This is a genomic window from Dyadobacter sp. CY323 (genome assembly GCF_021390245.1).
GTDB lineage: Bacteria > Bacteroidota > Bacteroidia > Cytophagales > Spirosomataceae > Dyadobacter.
Genome location: NZ_JAJUXH010000020.1, coordinates 47249 through 70672, shown reverse-complemented (window position 1 = coordinate 70672; position 23424 = coordinate 47249). Strand labels below are relative to the sequence as shown.

Genomic DNA, 23424 nt, shown 5'->3' with positions numbered 1-23424 from the left:
TATGAAATTTTACTACGGCGCCAAGACCGGATCGTTGATGACGTTGATCGTCCCGGTCCCTGCCGACTTATGTTTGGCAGAATTGGTATGAGAAGAAAGACAGTTGCTTGCGTTCAGGATCGCACCTGCCGATGTGGCCCGGTAATTGAACACAGACGATTCCCGGGCTACGCAGTTACGCAGGTCCATGATTGCGCCCGACTCAGAGTTATTCTGAAACCCAACCGTGTTATTTATGGCATAGCAGTTAACAGCAAGTAAAGATGTGTGGTTGCGCCCTGATCCTGCGGAGCTGTTGGTCATGCTGAACCCGATGCTATTGGTACGGGCTAATGCATTGTAAACTTTAAACCCGCCGCCATTGGCTGGGGTGAACCCGCCGCCGCCTGTGTTGTTTTCAGACAACCCCCCGTAAACCGTTATTTCTGACCGGATGTGCCCCGACATGCCATCATCACCGTTATCGTGCGCCCATACCTCGTAGTAAATGCCTAACCCAACCCCGCGCCGTAAATCGTCCGTTGGATGGTTGCCATTATAGGCATCATAATGCTGGTTAAACCCGTCGTTACTGCATCCGGCCGCTTCGTCTTTGTAGCTGATCACATGTGCGCCATCATCACGGAAACCTCCGTTTGCGTCGACCACCCCCATCGCAGTGCAGTTTATGCGCGTGACCAATGAAAAGCCGGAAGAAATCAGGCCGGACGTTGAAAACATGAACCGGATATTTTCATAGTCCACCCTGGCCAATGCACCCGGATTGCCGGAGGAAGGGACAATGTTGGTTGCGCGAACCGGGATATGGTAATCAAACCCATTTGACGCGGGGTTTGTGCTGCCGGAAGCGTTCAGGTAAACCTTTCCGCCTGATAGGTAGTATTTCCCGGGTGCTGCATCCAGAGCGGTTAACGTTGCTGGAAGGTCGACACCGGCCACTACCTGCCCGATCTCTGTATAGGGCAATCTGTGCGTCAGTCCTTTTTGGAGTGGATGCACCTCTGCGTCCGGTATCAATTTGGACGGGTTTTTATCTTCAAAAATGCGCGGTAAACCGTCCGAGGTATGTGCCCATGTGGGGATAGTACCGGCAAATGAGGCTTCATAGATATTTGTCCTTCCTGAGGTTTTCGTCCATCCTGTTAACTTCTGGCTGCCCATTACCCGTACCACCTCGTTATTTTTCGCCACGATCCGGATATGACCTGACACGATCATTGACATGTCCAGGGTTTCGTAGTAGGATCCACCCGATACTACAACCTGCGTGGGCGGCCGGGCCACACAACTGGATATCCCTTTGCCGATCGTTTTAAATGGGGTCGATTCAGTAAGGCCGTCGTTGGTGTCATTCCCGGTAGCATCTGAGACATAGAAGGCTGGAACCGTGCCTGCCGTTAAATTCCCTATGATCTCGTTGATGTAAGTACTCGCTACCAGATCAGCCCGGTATTGCAGAATATACGAGGAACCAACTGCGGCGACGGACGTGATATCACCAAAGATAGCCCAGCTGTTACCCCCACCGCCTACTATGTCCGAAAACTGCATCGTGCCGGTCGGTTCAAAGGCTATGTACCAGCCTGGTTCCAGAACCCAGGAAGAGAACAGCGATCCGGGGAGTATGTTTTCCCCTGTCGTAAAAACATGCGAAAGCCCGTATTCCTCAGCAAAATATGGCCCGTTTGGTGAAATTACCTTCACCCTTCCTGTCCCTGCCACCGCTACCTGAACTTTAAGCTGGCTGATTTTTATCGTTCCCGTTAACGCCGGGATAGGCTGCGCGTCAAAACGTGTACGGACTGTGCCGCTGGCAACGCCAGCAGTTGGTGTAACCTGTCCGGCCAATGAAACGGACGAAACAGAAACCTTATCTTCCAGCGATGCAAGCTGCACGTCGATGGGTGCAATCTGTGCGTCGGTATACGCCCTGGCCGTGTTTAAAGCTGCTGGAATGCCTGAGTTCTGTTCGGTCGTCAGCGTGTACACCAGGTTCATGCTACCCCGGCCGCCAATGATCAAGTCACCAGTTGGAAGAAATGAAGACGTTGTGGTCGTTACCAGGATCCCGGAAATGTAAAGGTTGATCGTCGTGGACGCGCCACCGAAGACCAGTTCCATTTTAAGTTGATTGGTCGCCACGTAATCCCTGATCACATCTGCATTTAGCATCGTGTTCACGGGAGCTAACCCTGCTTTTATATAAGATAACTGGCCGGTATTTCGCCAAAGGAAGATAATCCTGTCCGCCCCACTGACGAAACCAATCCCAAAATGAGGATCCGTTGTGACAAGTGATGACGGGGTAAATTCGAGCGATACTTTTGTTAACCCTGAACTGGAAACACCAGTCTGCATATCGGTGATCAGCGAGTTTGTCGTCTGGTCCGTAAAGCCGGTAACAGATACACTGCGGTCCGCGCTTTTTACCTGGACCATATTACCCGCTGTGGTCGCGACGCCAGTTGAAAGGTACCGCGTGAAAGTGAGCGGAACAGGCAAATTCCGCGTCAACCTCCCTACGCTCACCTGCGTAAGGTTGTCGACAGCGGAAGAGCTTGGATAAGTTGTGATCAGCGTGGAAACCGAGCTGCTTATCCTGCGATATTCGAAAGCCGCCATATCACCGGCACCCTGAACTTTGAAAGGCTGCCCATCAGCTACCGCAGCGCGGCCAAGTGCTTCGGTTGCGTATAACCCAGGCTGGATGAGAGCTGCATCACGTGCGGCTTCCGCCACGGCCTTGGCAGTCAATGCACTCTGCTCTGCGGCTTTCGCCGATATTGAAGCCTGTATCGCTTCTGCTGCGTCACCAATGAGGTTCACCCTGAACACAACATTGCCAGGCAGAGTGATAGTCTTGGTTAAGGCTGTAGGCACCCCGACGTCTATTGTTGGCTGAATGTTGGCCCCCAGTATGTAGGTTGTGTCAACTCCGGATACCTGTCCTATAAAAAATTTCGGGTTCCGGCTCAATGGCGCCAGCTGCTTTTTGGTCAACGAAAATCTAACGGTGTCATTGGATACCGTTATGCTGGTTGAATCAGAAAGCTTTTGCCCATTATTCCAGATCTCGACAAACGGGTTGGGGATCGTATAATCGGTTGGTTTGATAATTGTAATATGCGCGTTGGCATTCTTGAATACCGTAAAAGTGCCCATACTCGACGGCAGGTTACTGGTTTGCCCCAAGACGCCAACTGATACAAGCAGCAGCAGAAAACTGAGTAATCGTTTCATTTTTATTCTTGAATTGTGATGAAGTCTTGTTCTATTAATGCCTGTAATGACAGATATGGATTAACCGAATAAGTGGCGTCCCTGAACGTCACTTGTACTTTGTCGTCTTTGAACCGGTCGTAAATGATATCTGAGAATGGAACCTCAACCGGTTTAAAATCGAACTCCACTTCACTTTCCCACACCTCATTCTCTTCTTTGTTCAGGGCTCGATAGTCTTCTCTTTGATGACAGGTCTGAAAAACTAGTGCGTTAGTTACCCCTTCTTTCTTATCTCTCAAAAGGGTATCAAGTACCTCAGATTCGATAAGCTTTTTTTTGCCACGGATCATATCGAATTTGATTTCGTAGTCAATGTGGTCAACAGCCAAGCGTCCCAGTTTCCCGAGGCGGAGATCATTCTTTAAGCCAAGTGCCCTCTGTGAATAGATTGCATCGATTTGAAGTTTAAGCTGTTTTAATTGATGAAGTTTCATTGTTTTTTCGATTTAGTTTTACCATGTTGATAATCCATATTGGAAGTCTTTCCATACCGTTCCGTTGAACCCATAAAACCGCCCAGTGGTCGAGTATGCGATCGATCCGGGGCCAGCTCCTGAGGGGGCGCTGGAAAAATTACCGACCGCGAATATCCCGTTGTTTATTACCAGGTGCCCGTTTATTGTGATTTGAAAGCCATTGTCATTCATGATCCCGCTTGCTGTTATTGATCCCGTACCGTTCCAGATAGCAGCTCGACCATAAAGTCCATCTCCTACCCCTCCGACCCCTGAACCTAGCCCGGAAAGCAGGGCATCAACTTGCGTTTTGGTGTAAACCGTTGAATCCAGTCCGTATCCGGTTAGTGATGTCGGGTTGCTTCCCGCTATCACTCTACCATAGACGTCAACCTGAACTGATCTGTATGTGCCGGCGCCTACGCCAGACGTTTCCAAAGCAAAGGTTACATCATCGCTTCCGACCAGTTTATTTAAGAGCGTACCTCCTGTAATAGACAGCCCGAAGCCCTAGATTATATCGCCTTTGGCAAAAGTATTTTCTTTTAATGCCAGAGCAGTTATGTGCTGCGTATACGTGACCCCGTCGAGTATCCCAAAACCGGCCAGATCGGTAGGCTTGCTTGTTACGTCGTTCCAAGGCATCGAAATCGCACTGATTACGATATTACTCGGCCCGAGGATCACACCTGCCCCAGAAGTGGAGAAATGGATGTTCGTGCCTGCGATCAGATCCGATGTTTCAATCTCATGCGTATGCGACGAAGTCGAAACGGCATTGGTCGTTGAATTCGTCAACGTCGAAGGAAGCCCTAAGGTCAAAGTCCTGCTCAAATCAAGCAGTCCGCCCCCCGTCATTCCATTTCCAGCAAGTATTGATTTATAGTTTGTAAAGTTATCCCAATTTAGGTAAAAAGCACCATGCTCACCGTCTAAATAATCTGCATTCAGGTTGGTAACCAGTGTCGTGGAAAGCACGGTAATAGGCGCTGTACCTGTTGCAATGCCGGATTTCAGCTGGCCGGTTGCCAGAATATTCCCGGATGCATGTATTGTTTCGGTGGCGTCAATCCCAAACCCGACTTTCCCCGCCAACTGACGGATAATACTATCCTCAAAAGTGTGAACGGTGTTGTATATAGGCACGTATCCAATCGTACCGGTTATCGCATCTTCAAGCTGCTCGGTCACATAGGTAACCATGTGATTATGGATGGCAATCGGCGTAACCAAATCACCCACCTCTGCTTCTTCGAAAATGTCTTTAACCAGTACCGCGTAAGGCGTCAGGTCCCCAGCTGTCAAATTCCCGATCAACGTCATGGTCGGGATTTCCTGAATGTGCTCAAACAGGATCCCGTTTTGTTTTACCCGGATATGGTTGACCGGATCCGAGTCAGGATCGTCAGGCGATTCAGGTTCAAAAACTTCGAGCGTCTCCCCGTCAACGGCATTATCCAGGTATTTGACATAATCGACCACACGCTCCCGCATACCGGCGCCAGCCCGAACCGCTACAATTTCAGCCGTAGGATCAGAATCTTCAACATCGCCGGTGTCTACCGCTGGCCCGAACGAGAATTCCGTTTTCAGGATTGCGGAAACCTCGCCAGACTGTCCGCCTAACTTTCGGGTACGGATGTACTGAAAAGTGGACGGCTCCCCGTGTATCTTACCAATGTCAACGCTTGAAAGGTTATCAAAAGCTTTGTAATCAGAGAAGGTGATCTCATAACCATAGGCCACAAACTGCGGCCGGCCGGTGTGTTTTGAAATATCTACCTCAACCCATTTCCCGCCTTTGAGCTGCGCCATGTAGTCACCTTCCCAGTCGAACGGGTCAGTTTCAGCATCAGAGCCGATATTCCAGGGCACAAGGTCAAACGATCCGCCCGTTTCCGGTAAATCGCCAACAACCGTGAAGCTTTGGGAATTATCTGCTTTTTCAAGCAGCTGCATCAAACCCCCAACCGGCTCAGGTTTTTTCTTTACGGTTTCAAAATCAACGTACCGCATCAGCACTTCCGCACCTTCAAGCAAAAGAAGAATAGAGGTGTTGTACTGCGCGAGTGGATGTGCCTCATCAGCACCGTATACCGGATAGGATTGATCTGTTACCGGATCTTCGTGGGTGATTACCCGCTCTTTAATTACTGATCCATCATCGGCATTTAAACGAATAATGGCCTTATCATGCGGTGTTTCGGCAATTAATGCCCTGGTATCCCACGTGCCCGGATCCTCAAATTTGCTTGTACCGGCCGGGTCGATCTGGGAAATGTCAGCAGCACCTTGCGTGAAGAAGAATTTCGCCGTGTTTAAGAATTCATCATCGTAAAGAACAAAGGTGATATTCTGGTTACTGACGTTACGATCTTCCAGGATTGTCAGGGCGTAAGTCCTGAATAGTCCGGCCGATGTTGTCAACCCGTCTCCTTCAAACATCAAATACGTTCCCTGCTGCGTGGTATTGACTGTCTCCGCCCGGGTCTCGCTGATCTCTTTACCCGTAGCACCTCCGCCTTGCGTTGTGAATTGATACGCGTCATGAGGCCCGGATATGTTGATCTGAATGTTCCATCTGGCAGGTAAAGGCCACGATCCCGGAAGGGAGCCTACAATAACAGGTGCATCGCCGGACGTATCCAGCAATGTATACTTGATGACCGTTTTCGGGTAAACGATGATCGGTATTTTGACATTAGGAATTACTCCAAATGCATCATCAACTACCGAAAGGATCAAATAAAATGTCCCTGTGACAGTTGGTTTTGCAGTCGCAGAAACATTCAAGCCTTCAATTACGACCGACTCAACCCATGCCGGTTTATCAACCAACGAAAGAACAAAATCAGCTGGATCATGCCGGTCCTCTTCCTCAATATCCTCGCCTTGTTCCTCATCTAAATAAGCCTCGGATAAAAATTCTTCTAAGTTGACACTGTCGAAACTGCGTTCAGAAACTGTATAATACAGCGTTGGGACGTCCTCGAAAATACCGGTTCGTCCGTTCTTTGTTTCCGTTTCCGTATCCTCGGGAAGCAGTTCCTCCTCCGCACCAATCCTTCCTGAGGGCGTACCGTCACCGGGATAAATACCGTCCCCGTTTGTTTCGCTATCTAAAAGCCCTTGTGCATCGGTATAGTTTTTCTGGATAACATTCGTCAGGGTCGTGTAATTAAACTCAACTGCGGTAACGCTTGCAATCCTGCGGTACTCATCAAAGCTAAACCGGACAATTTTAAAAAGCTGGTCGCCTCGATCAGTAAACCTCAGGTAGTTTAAAAAACTAATATCCTGGCCTCCCGGTAATATTTTGAACGAAGCTTCAATTACATCGGGGGTTGCATAGGTTACGGCCAGCCTGTCGAGCAGCATGACACGATAAATGCTGAACGCCTCATCATTTTCGCGCCTCTTCCATTTCCCGGTTGGCCCATCCGGCCAGAATGTTGCCCCCAAAAATCCTTCCGAGTAATCCCCGGAAATCAGGTTGATGGTTTCGCCTTCCTCGGACTCATTATTTTCTTGTTCGAGCGTTACTTTGTACTGACTATCACCGGAAGCCGGTTCATTTTCCGAGGCAGTTTTACCTGTAACGGAATAAATAGTATATCCATCACCCGTTTTATTGGTGAAGTTCATCATGTAATAAAACCGGATCTTAATGTAGGTATAGACCGGCTTATCTGGTGAATTTACCCAGGGGTTTTTATTGAATTCGTCGGTTTTAAAAGTGACCTCAACCTTTCCTTTTGACTGCGTTACACCGTTTTCAGGATTTATCTTTGGATGTGGTGCGGCTATTAAATGATTAAATTCATTTGTGATCAATGTGGCGCCGCTCGGTTTGTACCACAAAACCTCGGGATACTTGCTATTCGGGTTGTCCATTCCGATATGGATGGAATAAAAGAACCCTTCGGCGTCTGGATCTGTATAATATTCAAAGCCAACTGTTACCTGTTCGTCCGTGGGTTTTATGCGGATCGCGGGTGTTTCAATCCATAGATCTGGTTCAATGGGGACTGTGACAGTTTTTCTAAATGGCCAAACACCTTTCTTTTTGAATTTAAAATAAGGGTGCTGGGCAAACCCTTTAATATAAAGTGCGAAGGGGCTGCCGTCGATGCCTGTTTCGCGTTTCTGCCAACCATGGACATTCAGTGGAGGGATTATAAAGTGCCACCCTACCAATCCGCCCTCTTCCCACAGCTGCATCCCACCGTTGGTGAAACTTGGTATTAGCCCGGACATGTCTGCTTTTACCGTGTATTTCCTTACCGGTGCCTGTAAGGATACGAGCCCGCCATCAATGGCGCCGTTATTTTCGTTGTTAACTGCCAGTTCAATCCCGCCAGGCCATTCATTAACAATGAACGGATCACCTTCAATCGGAAATTCTACATAACCGGTAAATCCCAGCCCGTGGTCAACCTTTCCACGGATTACCCACATGTTATTATGCAGGAAGAGCTCAGCGTTGAATTTTTGCAGGATGTCAATAATGATCGTCCGGCAATCCAACCATTGCCCGCTTGGAAAATATCTGTAAATGCTAAGGAAAACGGAACCTAATGGATTGGGCGCCGATGGCGAAGCATTCATGTACGTGTACAAACTAACACGTAGCACCCTGTCAATACCGATTGAAGCTAAACAGATCTTCATGATCTGGATGTAGCTCAAATTCACCTGCGCCTCATTATACCCGATCGGAACAAAAACCTTTTTAGCCAGCCGGTTCAATCCGCACGAAGCGGCCATGCTCACAAAGTAATTAGGCCCGCGGTAATCCCGGGACGTGTCATAAGGTTCAACCCATCCCGACCATAAAACGGTAGCGCCTTCAAGAACGATGACTTTATAAGTACGGGGTTCTGCAACGAAGCTTGTTAGATCATAGTGCTGATCAAACATGAATTCGAGCCGCAGGACGGAAGTGATGATGCACTCACCAAAAATGGAATCTGCCGCACCCTGTTCGCGCCGTGGAGCGTTTGTGCTGACAAACCATTCAGTTATGCCACCCGCATAACCTTCTTGTTGCAAAAGGATGGTACGAACCCTTGTGCCAGATTTATACTTAGCTTGATATTTGGTTCCGTATGCCATTAAAATCCTTTGAGGCCTGCCAGTGACTTTTCAGCCCTTCTGAATGCGATTACGAAATCTTGTCCTTTAAGAGTAACTTCTGGAATGATCGTGAACCCACGATTTGCGCCACTGTCCCGGACGCTCCTTTTTATAGATTGGTCAACTTTGGAATACGGTGCGATCATTTCAGGGTCAAATCGGGCGTTCGGGTTGTCCCCGACAATTGCCTGCATTTCCCCGTAGGCGAAACCACCCTTGGCAAACCTTGCCTGGTTTACTGTTTTGCTGGCTGACGCGGAAACCGCAGAGCCGATGATCGTAAGTGCCGCACCGGCCGCAAGTGCCAACCCCGGCTTATCTTTAAAGTTTTTGATTGCTTCACCTGCAAGCCCAAACCCGATCAATGATTTTCCGAGTTCTTTCAAAACAGAACCGACCATCCCGAGCAGCTTCTTTCCAAAACTGGCAAAGCTTTCTTCGCCTGCAATGAAGGCCCCGATCAGCTCAGAAATTCCTGACACACCATCGGATGCGGCACTGTTTATGATCCCGTTGATACGGTCCTTCTGTTGTGAGAGAATCTGCTGTGTTTCCTCAGCAGAGCGTTTAAGCTCTTTGTTTCCTTGCTTCTGAGCATCAGCAGCCGTTTTTGATATCGACTTGTCGCCAATTTTTTTGAACTTCTCGTCGGCTCTTTTATTGGCGAGTGCAGAATTGAACTTGTCATCATTTTCGTAGACAGGTTGGACGCCAACACCAGTTAACTCTTTAAGTCCAGATCCAATTTTTTTGATTTCTTCGAGTAAACGTACCCTTTCTTGCAGCTCCTCATTTTCTTTTCTGAGCAGGTCTTTATAGGCTCTGCCCGCGCCAAGATTATCACTGAGGCCTTTGCCCGTTCCAGCGGCCTTTGGTATGTTTCCAATCCCTCCGAGAACATCATCAAATTTCTTTTTCAGGCCGTCGAGCGCAGCAGATGTAACGCCTACCGAACTTGGAACCGATATTGTGAGGGCATTCACCAGCTTGTCGACACCGCTGGTCAAAAATGAGGTGTTAATACCTGTAACCAGCTTGAAAGCGGATGGAAGAATTTTAAGCATTCCGCCGACAATCTGCACGCCAGCGTTGCCAATATTTTTTAGCATATTGATCAGGGCATTCTGCATATTTCCCCAGTCGCCCGTTATCAGGTTAGCGGCAATTTTGAAAAGCTCAACCAGGGCATTAAGCGTCGATCCGCCAATATTGGCTAGTGTTGACCAAACGCCTGTATCGCCAACTGAACCCTTAATATCATCCCAATTAGCTATAATGGCGGTTCCGGCAATAGCAACAGCGGCAGAAATAGCGAACACTGAACCAGCTGCAACACCTAATCCAGTTGCAAACATGGTTGTAATCGCAATCGCTCCACCCACGGCTGTGATCAGTGTTGGGATAATGGCGGCCATACCCACAAAACCTAAAATGGCTTTTTGAGTTTTGGGATCCAGGGAAATGAATTTTTCTGTCAGGACGCCGATTGTATCTGCCAGACTGTTAATAGTCCCGGTAATACCAAAAGATTTATCGATTGATTCGCCAATCTTAGCCAGGCCGAATTTTGCATCATCACCAAGCTTTTCCAGGGCCATCCCCGCTCCGCCTGCTACCGGTGGGATTTTTTCAAGCTCCTTTATCAAGCCTTCAACCACAACACCAACGCCTTTCTTGGTTAATTCTTCGCCGGAAGCAGTTCCAAATGCATCGATCAACGCTTTCCTTGCTTGCGGGATCCTGTTTGCAAGTTCTTTGACGTCCGCAGCCGAAACCACGCCAGTAGAAAGCATCTGCACGATATTTGTCAGTGCGGGATTTAAATCAACGGAAGATTTGCCCGCCGCAGTCAATGCATTCGCAAACGCCGTGATACTGCGCTGAGCGAATTGAGATTCAACGCCAACCGCCCGTAATTGTAATAGGGACTGTGCAGCACCTTCAATGCTGACATTAGGAAGTTTTGCGAGTTGGCGTACCGTTTTTAGTGATTCGCCATATTGGGCTAATCCAATTTCAAGCTTTTGAAGATCTGCGAATGTTTTAAATGCAGCACCTGCGGCGAAAAGTGTAGGAAGTGTGCCGAATAAAGATAGCTGGTTGCCTATTGTTTTAAGCTCGCCACTCAGCCGCGTTAACCCGCTCCGAAATACTTTTTGTTGGGCGTCCGCAGCTTTGTAAGCATTCGCCACATTGGTATTTATCTCCCGTGAGAACAAGGCAAATTGTTTGCGCGCCTCATTTAGCCCGGTAACAATACCGAGGAAGTCAACTCCCAGCTTTATATTTGATCCAGCTACGCTTTCCCCTGCCATGGTATCCGATTCATTTTGGCTTCCATTTCAGCCTTGTACTTGGCACTAACTTTTCTTGATTCTGGCAGGTCTGAACTGGACTGTCCATCCCCTTTGAAGAAATCGTCCATGGATACGGCATTGTCGCCGCCAACCTGCAAGACGTAATAGGTATAGGCGATCAGCTTCGTGCGTTCCCACTCAGCCTCCTGCATAATTTTGAGATGCTTATTATGGCCCTCCCTGAGCAGATCGAATTCGTATGGTGTGATATTTTCCAGTTCAGATGGAGAAATGCCCATCGCACCCGCATCACGCCAGTAGTCCCGCCAATCGATCAGGCTTACTTTTTCGGGCTTTTTTGATTTGCCTCTTTTTCTTTTGTTGCCTCTGCTACCACTTCGCTCAACCGTTCGATTACCGGCCCGAACTGCCGATTGGTAAACCCCAATGCATTTTGAAATGCAAGTGCCACTTTGCCAAGCCCCTCAACATCCTCGCAGGATTCGTAGAACTCAATGAACTGATCCTCACTTTCCCAATTGCGGCTTTCAGGGGCTATACCGCACTGGATCAGAAATGGGACAACTTCGAAATCGGGCATGTCTGATCCGAATATTGTGAACCCTGGTTTCTTCTCTTCGATGCGGCGGCGGGCGTGTACCCCAAAATTTACTGTGTGTTCTTTGTCACCAAGTTTCAGTTTAAACTTGGTTTCTGAAAATGTTTTTAATTCGTCCATGTCGATTTAGTTTTTAAGCTCCCCAGGCCTGAGGAGCTTATTTTTGTTGATGAAATGTGATGACGGTGTTGCTTATCCTTCCTCTCCGGCGCCCTGATCTGAGAACTCAGGAAGTCCGTCAAACTGGAATGACATATTGTATGTCCTTGCCTCGCCATTATTTCCAGACTCACGGAATGAAGCAATAATGGCGCTGAAATCACGAACAAGGTCGTCTTCGTACTTGCCTGCAAGACGATATTCCCTGGCGATCTGCGGGTTGGTTTTAAACCAGGTTTCAAACTCCCGGCGTGATACATTCGCGGCAACATTGGCGCTGGCGTATTCGAAAACAAAACCCGTGAAATTTAGGTCGTATTCGGCATCTTCCCCATCGTGGACTTTACGGGTCCCGGAGTCGCAGTTCAGTTTTAGGACGTTAATTGCGCCGCCGTAATCTTTCGAAGTCCCGCAACCAACCATTACAAAGTTGGGAGACCCGGTCGTTCCTTTATTCACAAAAAGGTTGACCTCCTTGTTTAAAACGGCCTCATTAGCTCTTGCTGCCATTGTTGATTTATTTTAGTTTGTTGATTTTATCTGGGCGAAAGCTTTGAAATCAATAGCTTTCAAATTCATTTTAAGATCTTCATCGTAACCGTCGGGGGCTTCTTCGCCTCGCAAGAATGTAATTCCGACGCTATTGATAATGCCCGAATATTCATCGAGCTTATCCCTGATTGCCTCAATACAATCATAGCATACCTGGTAATCATCTGACCAAATCCCGATTTCAACCGTGCCGCTTTTAACACCAGAATGATTGTCGCATTCCAGTTTTTCCATTTGGTTTGCTGCAACGTAAACAGCTGGGTAAGTGGCGCCTGCTTTGATGATATTTGGGTAAATCCGGTTACCTACAATCGCGGTCAGGGCTAGGCTTTGCCTCAACAGCTGTATGATGGCTTTCTCAATCATATTTTGCCCTGAGGTAAGTTTGTTTTAGCCCATCTACTGAATGCCTCGCGGTAAATCCGTGTAAATGCGATCCTTGCAGGTCCGATCGTTTGATCGTATGCCCGCTGTAAAAAGTTATTTGCTTGTGTGCGTCCAGTGTTCCTTCCCTTCTTTGTTTTACGCATTTTGGTACCATGCGTAATGAATATCGTTCTCCATCCCACTTTACCCGATCTCTTACTAACTCCAATCAGTATACGTCCAACTTCGTTAGACTTTGGGGTGACCGTTTTAACCCGGAGATCACGCCGAGTTGCGCCGCCCTGGCTGAATGAATCTGCTGCTTTCCCTCGTTTTCGGTAACGGAGTGATGTCCTGGTTTGCCCACCTTTTGAAACTGGCACCTCTGCCTGTGCTGCTCGGTACATGGGCCGTGTGGCTTTCCGTAAAGCAGAATTGGCGATGTTGGTAGGCATAATGCCTGCATACCGCTTCATTGCCTCACCAAGCTTATCAATCTGACCCGTATCGAAGGTAACTTTCACTGCACAAGTTCCGTTTTGACTAAATACCCTTGTCCTCTGCCTATTTCAGCAATTGGAGCGACCACGTTATAGACCAGTCCATTGTACACATCCTTGAATTTCCATCCGGTTGCCAGTTCAAGGCCTGGAACGTACCTTAGCTCCCAATCAAGTGACAGGATCGCCCTGGAAACATTTTGTGTTAAATTATCATCCTGGGTAGTATTCCTTTCAAGTTTGCAAGCCGGAAACCCGCTGTACTTTACCTCGAACTCGTTCTTTTCCTCATTGAAATCATTGGTGACCGTGATTGGCTCCATGATATCGATGCGCCGGTCGTACTTCCCTGCTCTCCTGAATTCTTGCTTTGCCATTATGCCACGTATGGGATTGCGTAAGGGGCCAAAAGATTATCAACAAAGGTCTTTTTCTCCTGGGTGAGGTTGCCACGGTTATCATACCACTCAGCGATCAGGGCACGGATTGCCATCAAAATGCGTGGCGGGATTTCTTCCTCGTCAAAACCAGCAGTGAATGTGATCGTGAAGCCGGTGTAATCGTGCCGGTACCCATCAATCCATTTTATCTTCCTGCCGCGTTTCCCTGTCTTCAAGAGGCGATAGTCTGTATCAATGATCAGATTAACGCCTGATGCATTTGAACCGCTTATACTTGAAATTTCCTGAACGTAAAAAGTGTCTGGTATAACGCCAGGTAGACAGTCTGCCTCCCATTCGTAAGTTGATATGCCAAGTGAAATATTACATTCCGTTTCAACGTAATCCGCTGCCATAACGATCAGATCTTTCACCAGATCATTGTCCCCCATGTAAGAATCAGGAATACGAAGCCAGGCCAGTGCTTTTTCAAGGGCAATTGGAAGAGTATCGTATTTCTGAGTCCGGACTGGGTAGTTCATTTACTTTTTCAGTGCTTTGGCGTAACCAATTTCAATGAGCCTGTCAGCTGTTCCTTCTTCAAGGAATGGTTGCTCACCAATCTCGTGTGCTACGAATGGGTGGAATTTGAGGATTTCAACCTGCTTGGTTTTTACTCCTTCAACTGGAGTCTCCTCAACTGTGACCTTTGTTTCTGCCATTATAGTTTTAGATGTGGCCGGTTTCCCGGCCTGTTGATACATTTACAAAAATGGAGGTTACGCGGTGAGCGCGTCTTTGATACCGGCGAACGATTTAACGCGGGTTGCTTTGGTTTTCCAGTAAGCATTCGCGGTGATTTCGACCTGGCCCTCTTTTGCTTTTGAATACGGGTTATAGATGTATTCTGTGCCTCCCCATTGTCCGACAATGAAATCAGAAAAGTTACCAAAAACGATTGCTGAGGCATTGTTTGCGGATCCTTTCACCAAGGTCGAAGGAACAATGTTTGACGCCACTGCTTTGTAACCATTCAGCGTGTTATCGCTACCCCAAACAGGAACGCCGCTTGTGCCGGTGAAAATCTGCGTGGTTTTGAGCTTCCCTTTAACTTTCGTGTTGGTCAAATATTTAGGAGTACCACGTTTATGGTTGTAGCCATCTACCAATGTTTCGAGAGCAACAATGTTCTCATAGGTTGGAACCGCACCATTCGTGCCTAAGGCAAGAAGGTTTCCATTTCCTGATGTGATGATCGACAACAATTCGATAATACCTTCCAGGTTCATCTTTTGCGCTAATGCTTCACCAATGGCGTTCACCACAAAGTTCTGCATGTCGAACGATGTTTGTCTCAACAGCTGCTTTGAGATCGGAACGCTGGTACCGCGACGTGCAGGCGCCATTTCGAATGTACTGAACAGAATTTCAGTATCGATCATAGCCTGAATCTCTGTCAACTCCTGAATCGCAGGAGTTGTATCCTGAACAGGGAATGAAAGATTCCAGTTAGACCAGTTAAGAAGCGGGCGCCGACTTCCTCAAGCCAGGTATTGGCCTGCAATACTTCGAGGATACCCATCACACGTTTTTCAATCAAAACACCGCCTTGATCGCCGGGATTTGTGGTTTGCAAAGTCGCAGTCTGACCACGTTTTTGCAGGATTTCATCCATGATAACCACACCGCCGCCTGTCAACTCAATACCGTCTTCCATGGCGCGCTTCTCGCATAGCTGTTGTACTTCGGCTTCAATCCCGTCAAGGCTGCGCTTCTCAGATATAGTCAAGAGAGCCTTATTCAGACTATACTTTCCCAGATCGTTCTCATCGCCTTTTGACGTATCGCGGTTTCCTTCCGCACCGGTTCCCACTGATGCCGAACGTCCCGCCTGAAAAGCTTCGATCTGCTGCTTGGTTGAGATCTGACCATCGAGGGCGCGGATCTCGACAGTTAGCGTACTGAACTGCGTGCTTTCGTCAGGAGTCAGGTCACGCTTTTGTGACTCCTCAGCAAGTTTATCAGCCTCTTCGAGCTTTACACCGCGTTCGTCAAGTAAGTCTTTAAGTGTTTTTGGCATTGTAGTTTATTGATGAAAGTTGAAATTATCGATACAGGGCAAGCTTCATTTTTGTGTACTGGCTTCTAATGACGGTTTCTTGTTGCTTCGTTAAGCTGATAAAATCGTCAAGCGATCTTTTTGTTACTTCGGTTACTGTATCCATGTATACCGGAAGCGAAACCGGGCCCCATTCGTATACTTCGTAGATTTTGTGGACGTACCTCACAATACTGCCGTCCGGATCACGTACCCATTCATCCCCGCCTTCGGCTATATTGAACATGAACGAGCTCCCGGTTACATCACGGCGAACGATTGGAGCAATCACCATATCGTTGGTCGTTGGATTGTTTGGTGGCAGCGTGTCATACAACATCGCATCGCCGGTAATCTCATAGGTTGTGGTTTTATTGCGTACACTACCCAGGATGTGACTGGTATTGTGGTTCCAGCAAGAAATCGCATCATCCATTTTGGCATTGTCCAACGCGGTCGGCATAATGACTTCAAAAAATGATTTAATCTTTCTGGACCTCACGTTGAAAACTATCGCTTTCCCCGGTATGTGCCAGACTCCATCATCATTCTGGATCGCCCTCACCTCGCTGAATTCCTGCGGGAGAATTCGTGTTTCCATTGATTTTTTGTTTTAAAACCTCGTCCATCAGGTCGAGAGGTGTCATTGTTCCATTCATGTATGCGCGGGCTCCGGTTTTATTAGGAAGTGGCGCCATATCTTCGTGCTCCCGAGCCTCATCAGGCATATAAATACCATCTTTAACCATTCCCCGAAGATGTTCGGACTGAGTTTTGAAATCACCGCGAAGCAGCCCTCTGAAATTATGGCGGGTAAAAAAACCCTTTTTGATTTCTGCTCGGCTGAAACACTTATAATCAATCTCTTCCTCAACTTGCTTGGCGATCGGCACGAGTACTGAGTTAGTTAAAATCGTGTACATCGCCTCAACGCCTGCACCCCATGAACTCTGAACTTCGGTATCCCCGATCATCGCTAAGCTCAGGTTCCACATTTTAGCAATATCCTTATCAGACATCGCGAAAATCTCCAAGAGCTTTGAATCAGCGGGGTTTATTCCGATGGGGATATAATTGACCCCAGGTGCGAAAACCGCAAATCCATATCCGCCGCCAGCAGATTTAAAGGCATCAACAACGTCACTTTTGACGCGCTTGGCATCTTCTTTTGTTTTGACGTTTGCCATAGCCGGATTTGTGATAATCCCGCCCATGAAGGTGCCATTTTTGAAGTATGCGTGTGCAAATTCTTTCGCCGTAAGATCTATCTCTATTGTTTGCTCTTGCCAGCTTATCACTGAGGCTCCCGTTGCCCCGTCAAATGACAAATCCCTGATAAAAATTACATTGTCTTGCGTCAATGTTTTATTCAGATGCGGGATATTGAAAAAGTAACTATCAGTTTCACGGTGATGTAAAAGGTAAACTTGCCTGGTGGGATAAGGAATAATTTCAAATGGCTTATTGTACTCATCACGAACAATCTCAGCAACCGCCCACCCGTGAACAAGACAATTTAAAAGCAATGCCCTCTTCGCCACAAATGGCCCCATATTTTTATTAAAGCGGGTGCCTAAAATGTAATCCAAAGGATGGTCCGCTTGCCTTACTGAGCCTTTACCTTCTTCGTAACGGAGTACATTATACGGCAGGCACGCAATTTGGTTACATATGAATTTCACACATCCGTAGAAGGTGGCAATACCCATTGCATTTTCGGCTGTGGCATTCACGTGAATGTCAGATAGCCCCATTTCTCTCAGCAAAGACTTTACATCGCCACCTTCCGAAATAGAAAAAGATCTTTCTTCCGCGAAGGGTTCAATGCTAATCTCTGGTTCAGGCACAAAAGCGCCACTCCCGAATAGTGTTTGGAACCAATTTGCCAATGATATTATAGTTTGCCCGAAAGTTAATTAGCCAAAAAATAGCAATCGGTAACTATAAATACCTGTCAGGCAAATTTTTCTGACTTTTGACAGTAATACGCCGTTTTGAAGGATTCAAACGAATTATAATAGCTTTGATACCCAAATTGAGAACAATGCTCTTCGATTTGTTCAAAAGCCTTTTTCATGCTGCGACCAGGTAGATACACCTCTTGAAAAAGCCTGAAATATGCCTCTTTTGTCAGTTGAAGGTCTTGTTTTTCGATTTTCATATCAGATTATGCCAGTAAATTCGCCACTTGTGTAGTTGTCAGTTCCTGAATGCCATTTCGCGCACGTACCGATGGCAATAATTTTTGCCACGATCCCATCTATCTTGTCCCTACTTTTGGCCTTATCAGGTCTGATATTGCCGATCGCATCCTTATGCAATGCCACATTTTTCAGCATCCAGGCCGAGATCGGGTTCCCATCGTGCCGGAGCGTCCCATTCATAACTATCTCTTCAAATTGTTTCGTTGGCGGGCTCATATTGGCTGCTGCTTGCTTATATGTCTGTACTTTGCTGTGATAGTCGAAGTCTAAACTTCCATCTTCCCTTCTGATCGCCGCGTAGGTTGTCCCCAATTCTTCTTCCAATTGCAATTTGAGCATTGCTGCGTGCCAGGGATCCATGGAAATAAAGCGCATATCATACTTTGATGCATCTTCGTAAATATCCTGCTTTAACCATTCGTGATCGGTCGTTTTTCCGGGCGTCAATACCATGAATCCATCATTCGCCCACTGCTTATAGTCGATACCAAAACGCGCTGCATATTCAGCTGTTTCCTCTGGTACATAATATCGGGTTGTGACATAATTATAATCCGGGAAATACTTCGAATAGGCTGTAAAATCGCTCGTTTCTCCCAAATCGACTCCTCCATAACATACTGCATCGAGTGGAATATCATCAAGAGGATCACTGCAAGCGTCCCAATATTTTTCCTTCAACCAAGTGATAGCGGCGTCTACCCACAAATTCAGCTGCTTGGTCTTAAAATCGACCTCTTCCCGACCATTCTCCTTAGCTTTCTTGTACTTGTTGCGTAAGTATTCCAGCTGCTTGGAAACTCCTAGATTTGGATTTGCTTTCCACCAGGTGGCCTCCTCATTCCAGTCATCGTCCTCATCGATGGTGAAAATTAAAGCGAAGGTATCGGAGATATTAGACCGCCCTTCGAGGATGTTAATACAAGTCTGTCGGAATTTGTAGCAAGGTGCTTGCTTGTTGGATCCTGCCGTAGTTGGAGTGAAAAGAATCGGCTGCTTCCTTGACGCCATCCCGGATTCAAGGGACATCTTCAAATCATCAGTGAGATGAACGTGAAATTCATCATAAATAGCACAATGAGTATTTTTCCCTTCGCTATTACCCGCATCATGCGAAATAGCTGACATCGTCGAAAAGCTCTCGGGTACGCTCATATTATTGGTTAGGCTTCGCACTCTCTTCTTTACGAAGGGCGATTTCTTAACCATACGTTGAGCTGCATTGAAGCAAAGTCTTGCCTGATCCCGGGTGTATGCTGCGGTATAGACTTGTGCACCGTCTTCTTTATCAGCAACAAGCATATAGATGGCTATTGCAGCTCCGAGCTCGGTTTTTCCGTTTTTCTTCGGAATTTCACAGTAGCATTCTCTGTAAACGCGGTAGAACTGATTATCGGTTGAATCGTACTTTTTCCATCCGAATAAATTAGCTACTAAAAATGACTGCCAGCCTTCTAGCTTGAAAGGTTTTCCGGCTTCGGATCCGGCAGTAAAACAAAGCAATTCAATAAAACTGAGTACGCGTTGGGCCGCTTTTTCATCCCAGATAATTCCTAATTCTTCTGAACGGGCTTGTTGATCATGATACTTTTCAACTGCTAATCGTACGTACTTGCAGGCGGGTATTTTTCCGCTGCGGATATCATCGGCATACTGATAGGCGGTTTCAATTTTATTAACTTTCATGAATTGAGGATTTCATCAAGCGGGTCTTTTTCCTGGGGAGGCTCCACTCTCAGCCTTGCCCTCGCAGCTGGCGTAAAACCAAACTGATTTGCCAATCCCTGCGCATTTTTCAAAGCAGTATTGCGGATCGAAACCCACGGATTTTGAATTGGATATCCCTCATTTTCAGGCTTAGCTATCTCCGGATTGCCTTCTTTGGTCAACTTGATAGTTATTGACTCTTTTTTTGCCGGCCGGATAACAGCCCCTTCTTTTTTGATTGCCTTACATGCATCCCAGTAAGTAGCCATTTCATTGCAGTAAGCGGCTAGTAATTCCAGGTCAACGCGGTGAAGCATTTTAAGAACCGCTAATTCCTGCGTAACGCTGTCCCAAACCTTCTTCCCGTCACGAGAAAGAACACCAGGAGCTTTTGGGGCAAACTCCAAAACGGAAGGCATCATTTCATGCTTATTAGCCCGATCCTCCCGGAAAGTGCCTGTCAATTTCTTTATTGCCGTTGGTGTAGCCGGTCTACCTGGACCCATATTAATTTGTGTACGGATAAATCTCTAAGGCAATTGATAGCCGATGCAAAAACGGTATACTGTCATCCACAACCGAATTATTTTCGGAATCGACCAGCATCAGCTTATCTTCCTGACTCGAATAAAAATCATTTTCAATGTAAAGGATACTACTGTGCGAATCTCTGGTAATGAACAAATCTCCAAATCCAAACCATTTTGAAATTAAAGTCCGATCGGGTCTCGGCTCCTCTATTGCTCGATCGTAAATCACTTCGAACATTGCCAGTATTGCATGGGTTTCTTCATCTCCACTTAACCCTCTCAAAAGTTCCTTTATCTCTTTGATGGTCGCTCGCTCTTCCATACCAAGTTCTGTTTTCATAGGTTATTTTAAATACCCCCCACCCCTTGAATTTTGACACGACGTACGAAAGAGGGCACAGGCGGTTGTCAATGATTCACCCCAAACTTTTGACCCCTCCCCCATGTCGTAGTAATACTACACCCTCAGAACGCTGGAAAGGCACTTTTTGAGTGAATTCTTGGAATTGTTTTATTTTTTCGTGCTTTTCCGAGGTCGAGACGGGCTGACCATCCTGTAAAGTCCAATTAGCACCAGCACATAGGATAAGGCGAAGCACAAAGCCTCGCCTGTCTGACTGTTCATCTTAATCCTTCCAAGTAATAGCCTTCACAGCCCACATCTGCGCTGTCTGTGCCTCAGTGATGGCCACTGAACACATGCGTTTGACCTCAGGGCTATTAGTTGAGGTACGCAGGTCATTAAGCTGATCGATAGCATCTGCAAAGGTTTGCTTGGCTTTACCCACCGCATCATCACCAGATGGGTTAAATGTGAGGCCTACGGCCTTTTGTCCGAATGTTTGATTGTCCATTATATGATTGTTTGTTGATTACCTGTTTGATTAACATTCTCCGCTTTTCCTTCGCTGTGCCATACCTCAGGGTCAACGCCCTGGACAAAGCTGTGATATCAAATGCAGCTCTTACCATTTCGCGCCCAACCGACCGCATGTGATCTTGGAAGCGCTTCATTGCATTTTCCTGCTCAATTCGGATCCTTTCGAACTCGGCCTTTATAGCCGGGTTGCTAATGGACATAGCCGCAGCGGCACGCTTCAAGGCTTCACTATCAAAGCCATTATATCTTTGATTCATGATCTCCTACCGGATTTAATTTGGTCGAATAGCCTGGACGCTTTCGACTCATCTATTATTATCTCTGGATCAAACAAAGCGCCGGGCTTATAGTTGCCGAGGACAGCATTTTCAAACGAATTGACAATCCCGCCTCTGGCGAAAGATCGGGGTGGCTGCGTTCTATATTCGGCTTCCACTTTAAGCTTCTCTCTTAATGATTTTTCCGCGGTATGTAGTATTTGATCCACCTCGCCAAGCGATATGTTATTTTCGATGCCGGGTTCGAAGCGCCTTTCTTTTAATACTTTTCGTAAAGCAATGACTGTCACCAGGGCGGCAGCCAATTGGGTTATTACTTCTGATTTACTCATAACCTCACACCTTCGTCGTAATTCCTACCGCCCAATCAGGGAGATTATGCGGGATTTGATGATCCCCTAATGTGACCTCTTTCTTAACAGTCTGCTCGAATAAACACTTTTCGCAAAAGAATGAATCGATGGATATGTATTGCCATGAATACCGGGACGAAGCCCGGTAATAACTGTTGACTCCCTTGAACACGAATTTGTGTTTACATGCCATAATTTCAGTTCAGTATTGGTGATTATTCTAGACCCCATTTGATTACTGTTCTCGTATCAAAAGCAATCACCTCGTAGCCATCGCTTCGAAGTTTTTTAACTAATTCGGTCGACGCTGGACTTGGTATCTCCAAAAAGTATCTGCCTAAGCTAGCACAAGCAGATATCTTACTAATAACTTCGTCCAGAGGCATCTTTTTATTCGCTTCCTTGTCAGCGATCGCTGTTGCTTCTTTTGCTCTCATGATTTTATTTCTGATTGTTTAAAGTGACTTTATCTCAATCCACCAGAATGACCTTCGTTTTCTTCCGATGAGTTTCAATTACCGACTTTGCATGTAAAATGTCCGTTTTCGGGTATCCCAAATTATATTTGATTTCAAACCAAATAAATGGTAGCCACCAATAGCTTACTTGTGGTCGGTACATCCCATGTTTAAATAGAATTCTGTATTTCATATTATTTCGTTGATTTATCATCATCAATATCATAAGTAGCATCAATAATGGTTTCGCATAGTTTGCCACAAAAAAACGCAAAGCGCTCGATCGAGACATTTGACTCTAACAGGCTTTCCACTTCTAAGGCCGCTTTGCGAACCCGCAACAATCGATTGGTCGATTCTGTAAGTAACTCGTCAAAAACTTTTATTTCAGCAGCATCTTCACACGTCAGATTTCTGATGAAATCGCTTACATCCAAGTAGTGCAACTTCTCGCGAGATTCAAATAATCTGCTCACTCTATCATCTAAGCTCATATTACCATAATTTAGGTGGTTCGTATAACTTCGCTCGTTGCCTGGCTTCCTCCGCGCTCTTGATTACGTGGCACCGCTTGCACAGGCTTTTGAGGTTAGACTTTGCGAAAGGCTCTCCTCCTACTTCCAAGGGTGTTATGTGATCCACCTCTTTGGCTGGTACCGGATCCAACTTCGGATTTTCAGCACATTTTTGACAGTACGGAAAGTCTATCAATTGCTGAATCCTGACGACATCACGCCATAACCTGCAATCCCGAATTTTCCGGATCTCCGCCTTCGTTCTTGAGGTCATTGAAAAAGATTGCTGAGTTAATCCTAAATGGAAGATCCGTAAAGGTCTGCTTGTTGTTGCCATCCTTTACGGTGATGTTGCAGGCGATGCATTTATCATCGCTTTGGCGAAGAGGCTCGATTTCTAATAGTAGCTTTTGACCAGGTTGAAGGTTGACCAAATGAAAGACAGCAATATCCTTGGCCTGAATCATTCTTTTGTCTTTGGATTGAATCGCCGCTTGCGATAGCCTGGGTAGGTACGTAATTAAATCGCCATCAACTAATTTGTGGCTTTTGAGAGTTTGTTCTCCGGACATGGAGTAATAGTTTATTGATGAAGTGTTTAACCCTTGAAATACCTTCAAATATAAACAAAAGTTATTGAAAATACCAGTCAATT

The 23424-nt window shown here is 46.6% G+C and carries 27 protein-coding genes; all 27 read right to left on the bottom strand.

The window, feature by feature from the left end; translation table 11 throughout:
- Positions 1-12: 12 nt before the first annotated feature.
- The 27 genes from LZG72_RS23550 to LZG72_RS23425 all read right to left on the bottom strand — a co-directional run bounded on the left by LZG72_RS23550 (position 13) and on the right by LZG72_RS23425 (position 23341).
- Positions 13-3240 carry a hypothetical protein gene (locus LZG72_RS23550; RefSeq protein ID WP_233877589.1) on the bottom strand — a complete coding sequence of 1076 codons (3228 nt, stop codon included), beginning with the start codon at positions 3238-3240 and terminating at the stop codon, positions 13-15.
- A 2-nt stretch (positions 3241-3242) separates the two neighbouring features.
- On the bottom strand, positions 3243-3716 hold the full coding sequence (locus LZG72_RS23545) for a hypothetical protein (RefSeq protein WP_233877588.1): 474 nt from the start codon (positions 3714-3716) through the stop codon (positions 3243-3245).
- Positions 3717-3734: 18 nt separating this feature from the next.
- The gene (locus LZG72_RS23540) at positions 3735-4175 is read right to left on the bottom strand and encodes a hypothetical protein (RefSeq protein ID WP_233877587.1); all 441 of its coding nucleotides are present in this window, start codon (positions 4173-4175) and stop codon (positions 3735-3737) included.
- Positions 4176-4247: 72 nt separating this feature from the next.
- Positions 4248-8852: a hypothetical protein gene (locus tag LZG72_RS23535; RefSeq protein ID WP_233877586.1), complete on the bottom strand. Its 4605-nt coding sequence runs from the start codon at positions 8850-8852 to the stop codon at positions 4248-4250.
- Complete coding sequence (locus tag LZG72_RS23530; RefSeq protein WP_233877585.1) at positions 8852-11188, bottom strand: tape measure protein; 2337 nt, start codon at positions 11186-11188, stop codon at positions 8852-8854. The genes LZG72_RS23535 and LZG72_RS23530 overlap by 1 nt, the downstream gene beginning before the upstream one ends.
- The gene (locus LZG72_RS23525; protein ID WP_233877584.1) at positions 11170-11469 is read right to left on the bottom strand and encodes a hypothetical protein; all 300 of its coding nucleotides are present in this window, start codon (positions 11467-11469) and stop codon (positions 11170-11172) included. The genes LZG72_RS23530 and LZG72_RS23525 overlap by 19 nt, the downstream gene beginning before the upstream one ends.
- Before the next feature lie 41 nt (positions 11470-11510).
- On the bottom strand, positions 11511-11909 hold the full coding sequence (locus LZG72_RS23520) for a hypothetical protein (RefSeq protein WP_233877583.1): 399 nt from the start codon (positions 11907-11909) through the stop codon (positions 11511-11513).
- Between the two features lie 72 nt (positions 11910-11981).
- Entirely contained in the window at positions 11982-12458 is a 477-nt protein-coding gene (locus LZG72_RS23515) for a hypothetical protein (protein ID WP_233877582.1), read from the bottom strand.
- Between the two features lie 12 nt (positions 12459-12470).
- The gene (locus LZG72_RS23510; RefSeq protein WP_233877581.1) at positions 12471-12866 is read right to left on the bottom strand and encodes a DUF3168 domain-containing protein; all 396 of its coding nucleotides are present in this window, start codon (positions 12864-12866) and stop codon (positions 12471-12473) included.
- Entirely contained in the window at positions 12863-13390 is a 528-nt protein-coding gene (locus LZG72_RS23505) for an HK97 gp10 family phage protein (RefSeq protein WP_233877580.1), read from the bottom strand. Before LZG72_RS23505 ends, LZG72_RS23510 begins: the two co-directional genes overlap by 4 nt.
- The gene (locus tag LZG72_RS23500; protein WP_233877579.1) at positions 13387-13743 is read right to left on the bottom strand and encodes a hypothetical protein; all 357 of its coding nucleotides are present in this window, start codon (positions 13741-13743) and stop codon (positions 13387-13389) included. Before LZG72_RS23500 ends, LZG72_RS23505 begins: the two co-directional genes overlap by 4 nt.
- A complete protein-coding gene (locus LZG72_RS23495) occupies positions 13743-14288 on the bottom strand; it encodes a phage head-tail connector protein (RefSeq protein ID WP_233877578.1) in 546 nt (181 codons plus the stop codon). Before LZG72_RS23495 ends, LZG72_RS23500 begins: the two co-directional genes overlap by 1 nt.
- Complete coding sequence (locus LZG72_RS23490; RefSeq protein WP_233877577.1) at positions 14289-14468, bottom strand: hypothetical protein; 180 nt, start codon at positions 14466-14468, stop codon at positions 14289-14291.
- Between the two features lie 57 nt (positions 14469-14525).
- The gene (locus LZG72_RS23485; protein ID WP_233877576.1) at positions 14526-15206 is read right to left on the bottom strand and encodes a phage major capsid protein; all 681 of its coding nucleotides are present in this window, start codon (positions 15204-15206) and stop codon (positions 14526-14528) included.
- Entirely contained in the window at positions 15203-15826 is a 624-nt protein-coding gene (locus LZG72_RS23480; protein ID WP_233877575.1) for a hypothetical protein, read from the bottom strand. The genes LZG72_RS23485 and LZG72_RS23480 overlap by 4 nt, the downstream gene beginning before the upstream one ends.
- A 25-nt stretch (positions 15827-15851) precedes the next feature.
- A complete protein-coding gene (locus LZG72_RS23475; RefSeq protein WP_233877574.1) occupies positions 15852-16445 on the bottom strand; it encodes an HK97 family phage prohead protease in 594 nt (197 codons plus the stop codon).
- The gene (locus LZG72_RS23470; protein ID WP_233877573.1) at positions 16390-17598 is read right to left on the bottom strand and encodes a phage portal protein; all 1209 of its coding nucleotides are present in this window, start codon (positions 17596-17598) and stop codon (positions 16390-16392) included. The genes LZG72_RS23475 and LZG72_RS23470 overlap by 56 nt, the downstream gene beginning before the upstream one ends.
- A gap of 200 nt (positions 17599-17798) precedes the next feature.
- Positions 17799-18005, bottom strand: coding sequence for a hypothetical protein (locus LZG72_RS23465; RefSeq protein ID WP_233877572.1), 207 nt, complete (start codon positions 18003-18005; stop codon positions 17799-17801).
- Position 18006: 1 nt separating this feature from the next.
- Positions 18007-19734 carry a terminase large subunit gene (locus LZG72_RS23460; protein WP_233877571.1) on the bottom strand — a complete coding sequence of 576 codons (1728 nt, stop codon included), beginning with the start codon at positions 19732-19734 and terminating at the stop codon, positions 18007-18009.
- Positions 19731-20261, bottom strand: a complete 531-nt coding sequence (locus LZG72_RS23455; protein ID WP_233877570.1) for a phage terminase small subunit P27 family — start codon at positions 20259-20261, stop codon at positions 19731-19733. Before LZG72_RS23455 ends, LZG72_RS23460 begins: the two co-directional genes overlap by 4 nt.
- 1 nt (position 20262) lies before the next feature.
- Positions 20263-20625 (bottom strand): hypothetical protein, encoded by a 363-nt coding sequence (locus LZG72_RS23450; protein WP_233877569.1) that lies wholly within the window; start codon positions 20623-20625, stop codon positions 20263-20265.
- A gap of 286 nt (positions 20626-20911) precedes the next feature.
- Positions 20912-21139: a hypothetical protein gene (locus LZG72_RS23445; RefSeq protein WP_233877568.1), complete on the bottom strand. Its 228-nt coding sequence runs from the start codon at positions 21137-21139 to the stop codon at positions 20912-20914.
- Between the two features lie 279 nt (positions 21140-21418).
- Positions 21419-21775, bottom strand: a complete 357-nt coding sequence (locus tag LZG72_RS23440) for a hypothetical protein (RefSeq protein WP_233877567.1) — start codon at positions 21773-21775, stop codon at positions 21419-21421.
- Positions 21776-22011: 236 nt separating this feature from the next.
- Positions 22012-22233 (bottom strand): hypothetical protein, encoded by a 222-nt coding sequence (locus LZG72_RS23435; RefSeq protein ID WP_233877566.1) that lies wholly within the window; start codon positions 22231-22233, stop codon positions 22012-22014.
- Between the two features lie 215 nt (positions 22234-22448).
- The gene (locus LZG72_RS23430) at positions 22449-22748 is read right to left on the bottom strand and encodes a hypothetical protein (RefSeq protein WP_233877565.1); all 300 of its coding nucleotides are present in this window, start codon (positions 22746-22748) and stop codon (positions 22449-22451) included.
- Between the two features lies 1 nt (position 22749).
- On the bottom strand, positions 22750-23043 hold the full coding sequence (locus tag LZG72_RS29510; protein ID WP_409017734.1) for an HNH endonuclease: 294 nt from the start codon (positions 23041-23043) through the stop codon (positions 22750-22752).
- Complete coding sequence (locus LZG72_RS23425) at positions 22985-23341, bottom strand: hypothetical protein (RefSeq protein WP_233877564.1); 357 nt, start codon at positions 23339-23341, stop codon at positions 22985-22987. Before LZG72_RS23425 ends, LZG72_RS29510 begins: the two co-directional genes overlap by 59 nt.
- Between the last annotated feature and the right edge of the window lie 83 nt (positions 23342-23424).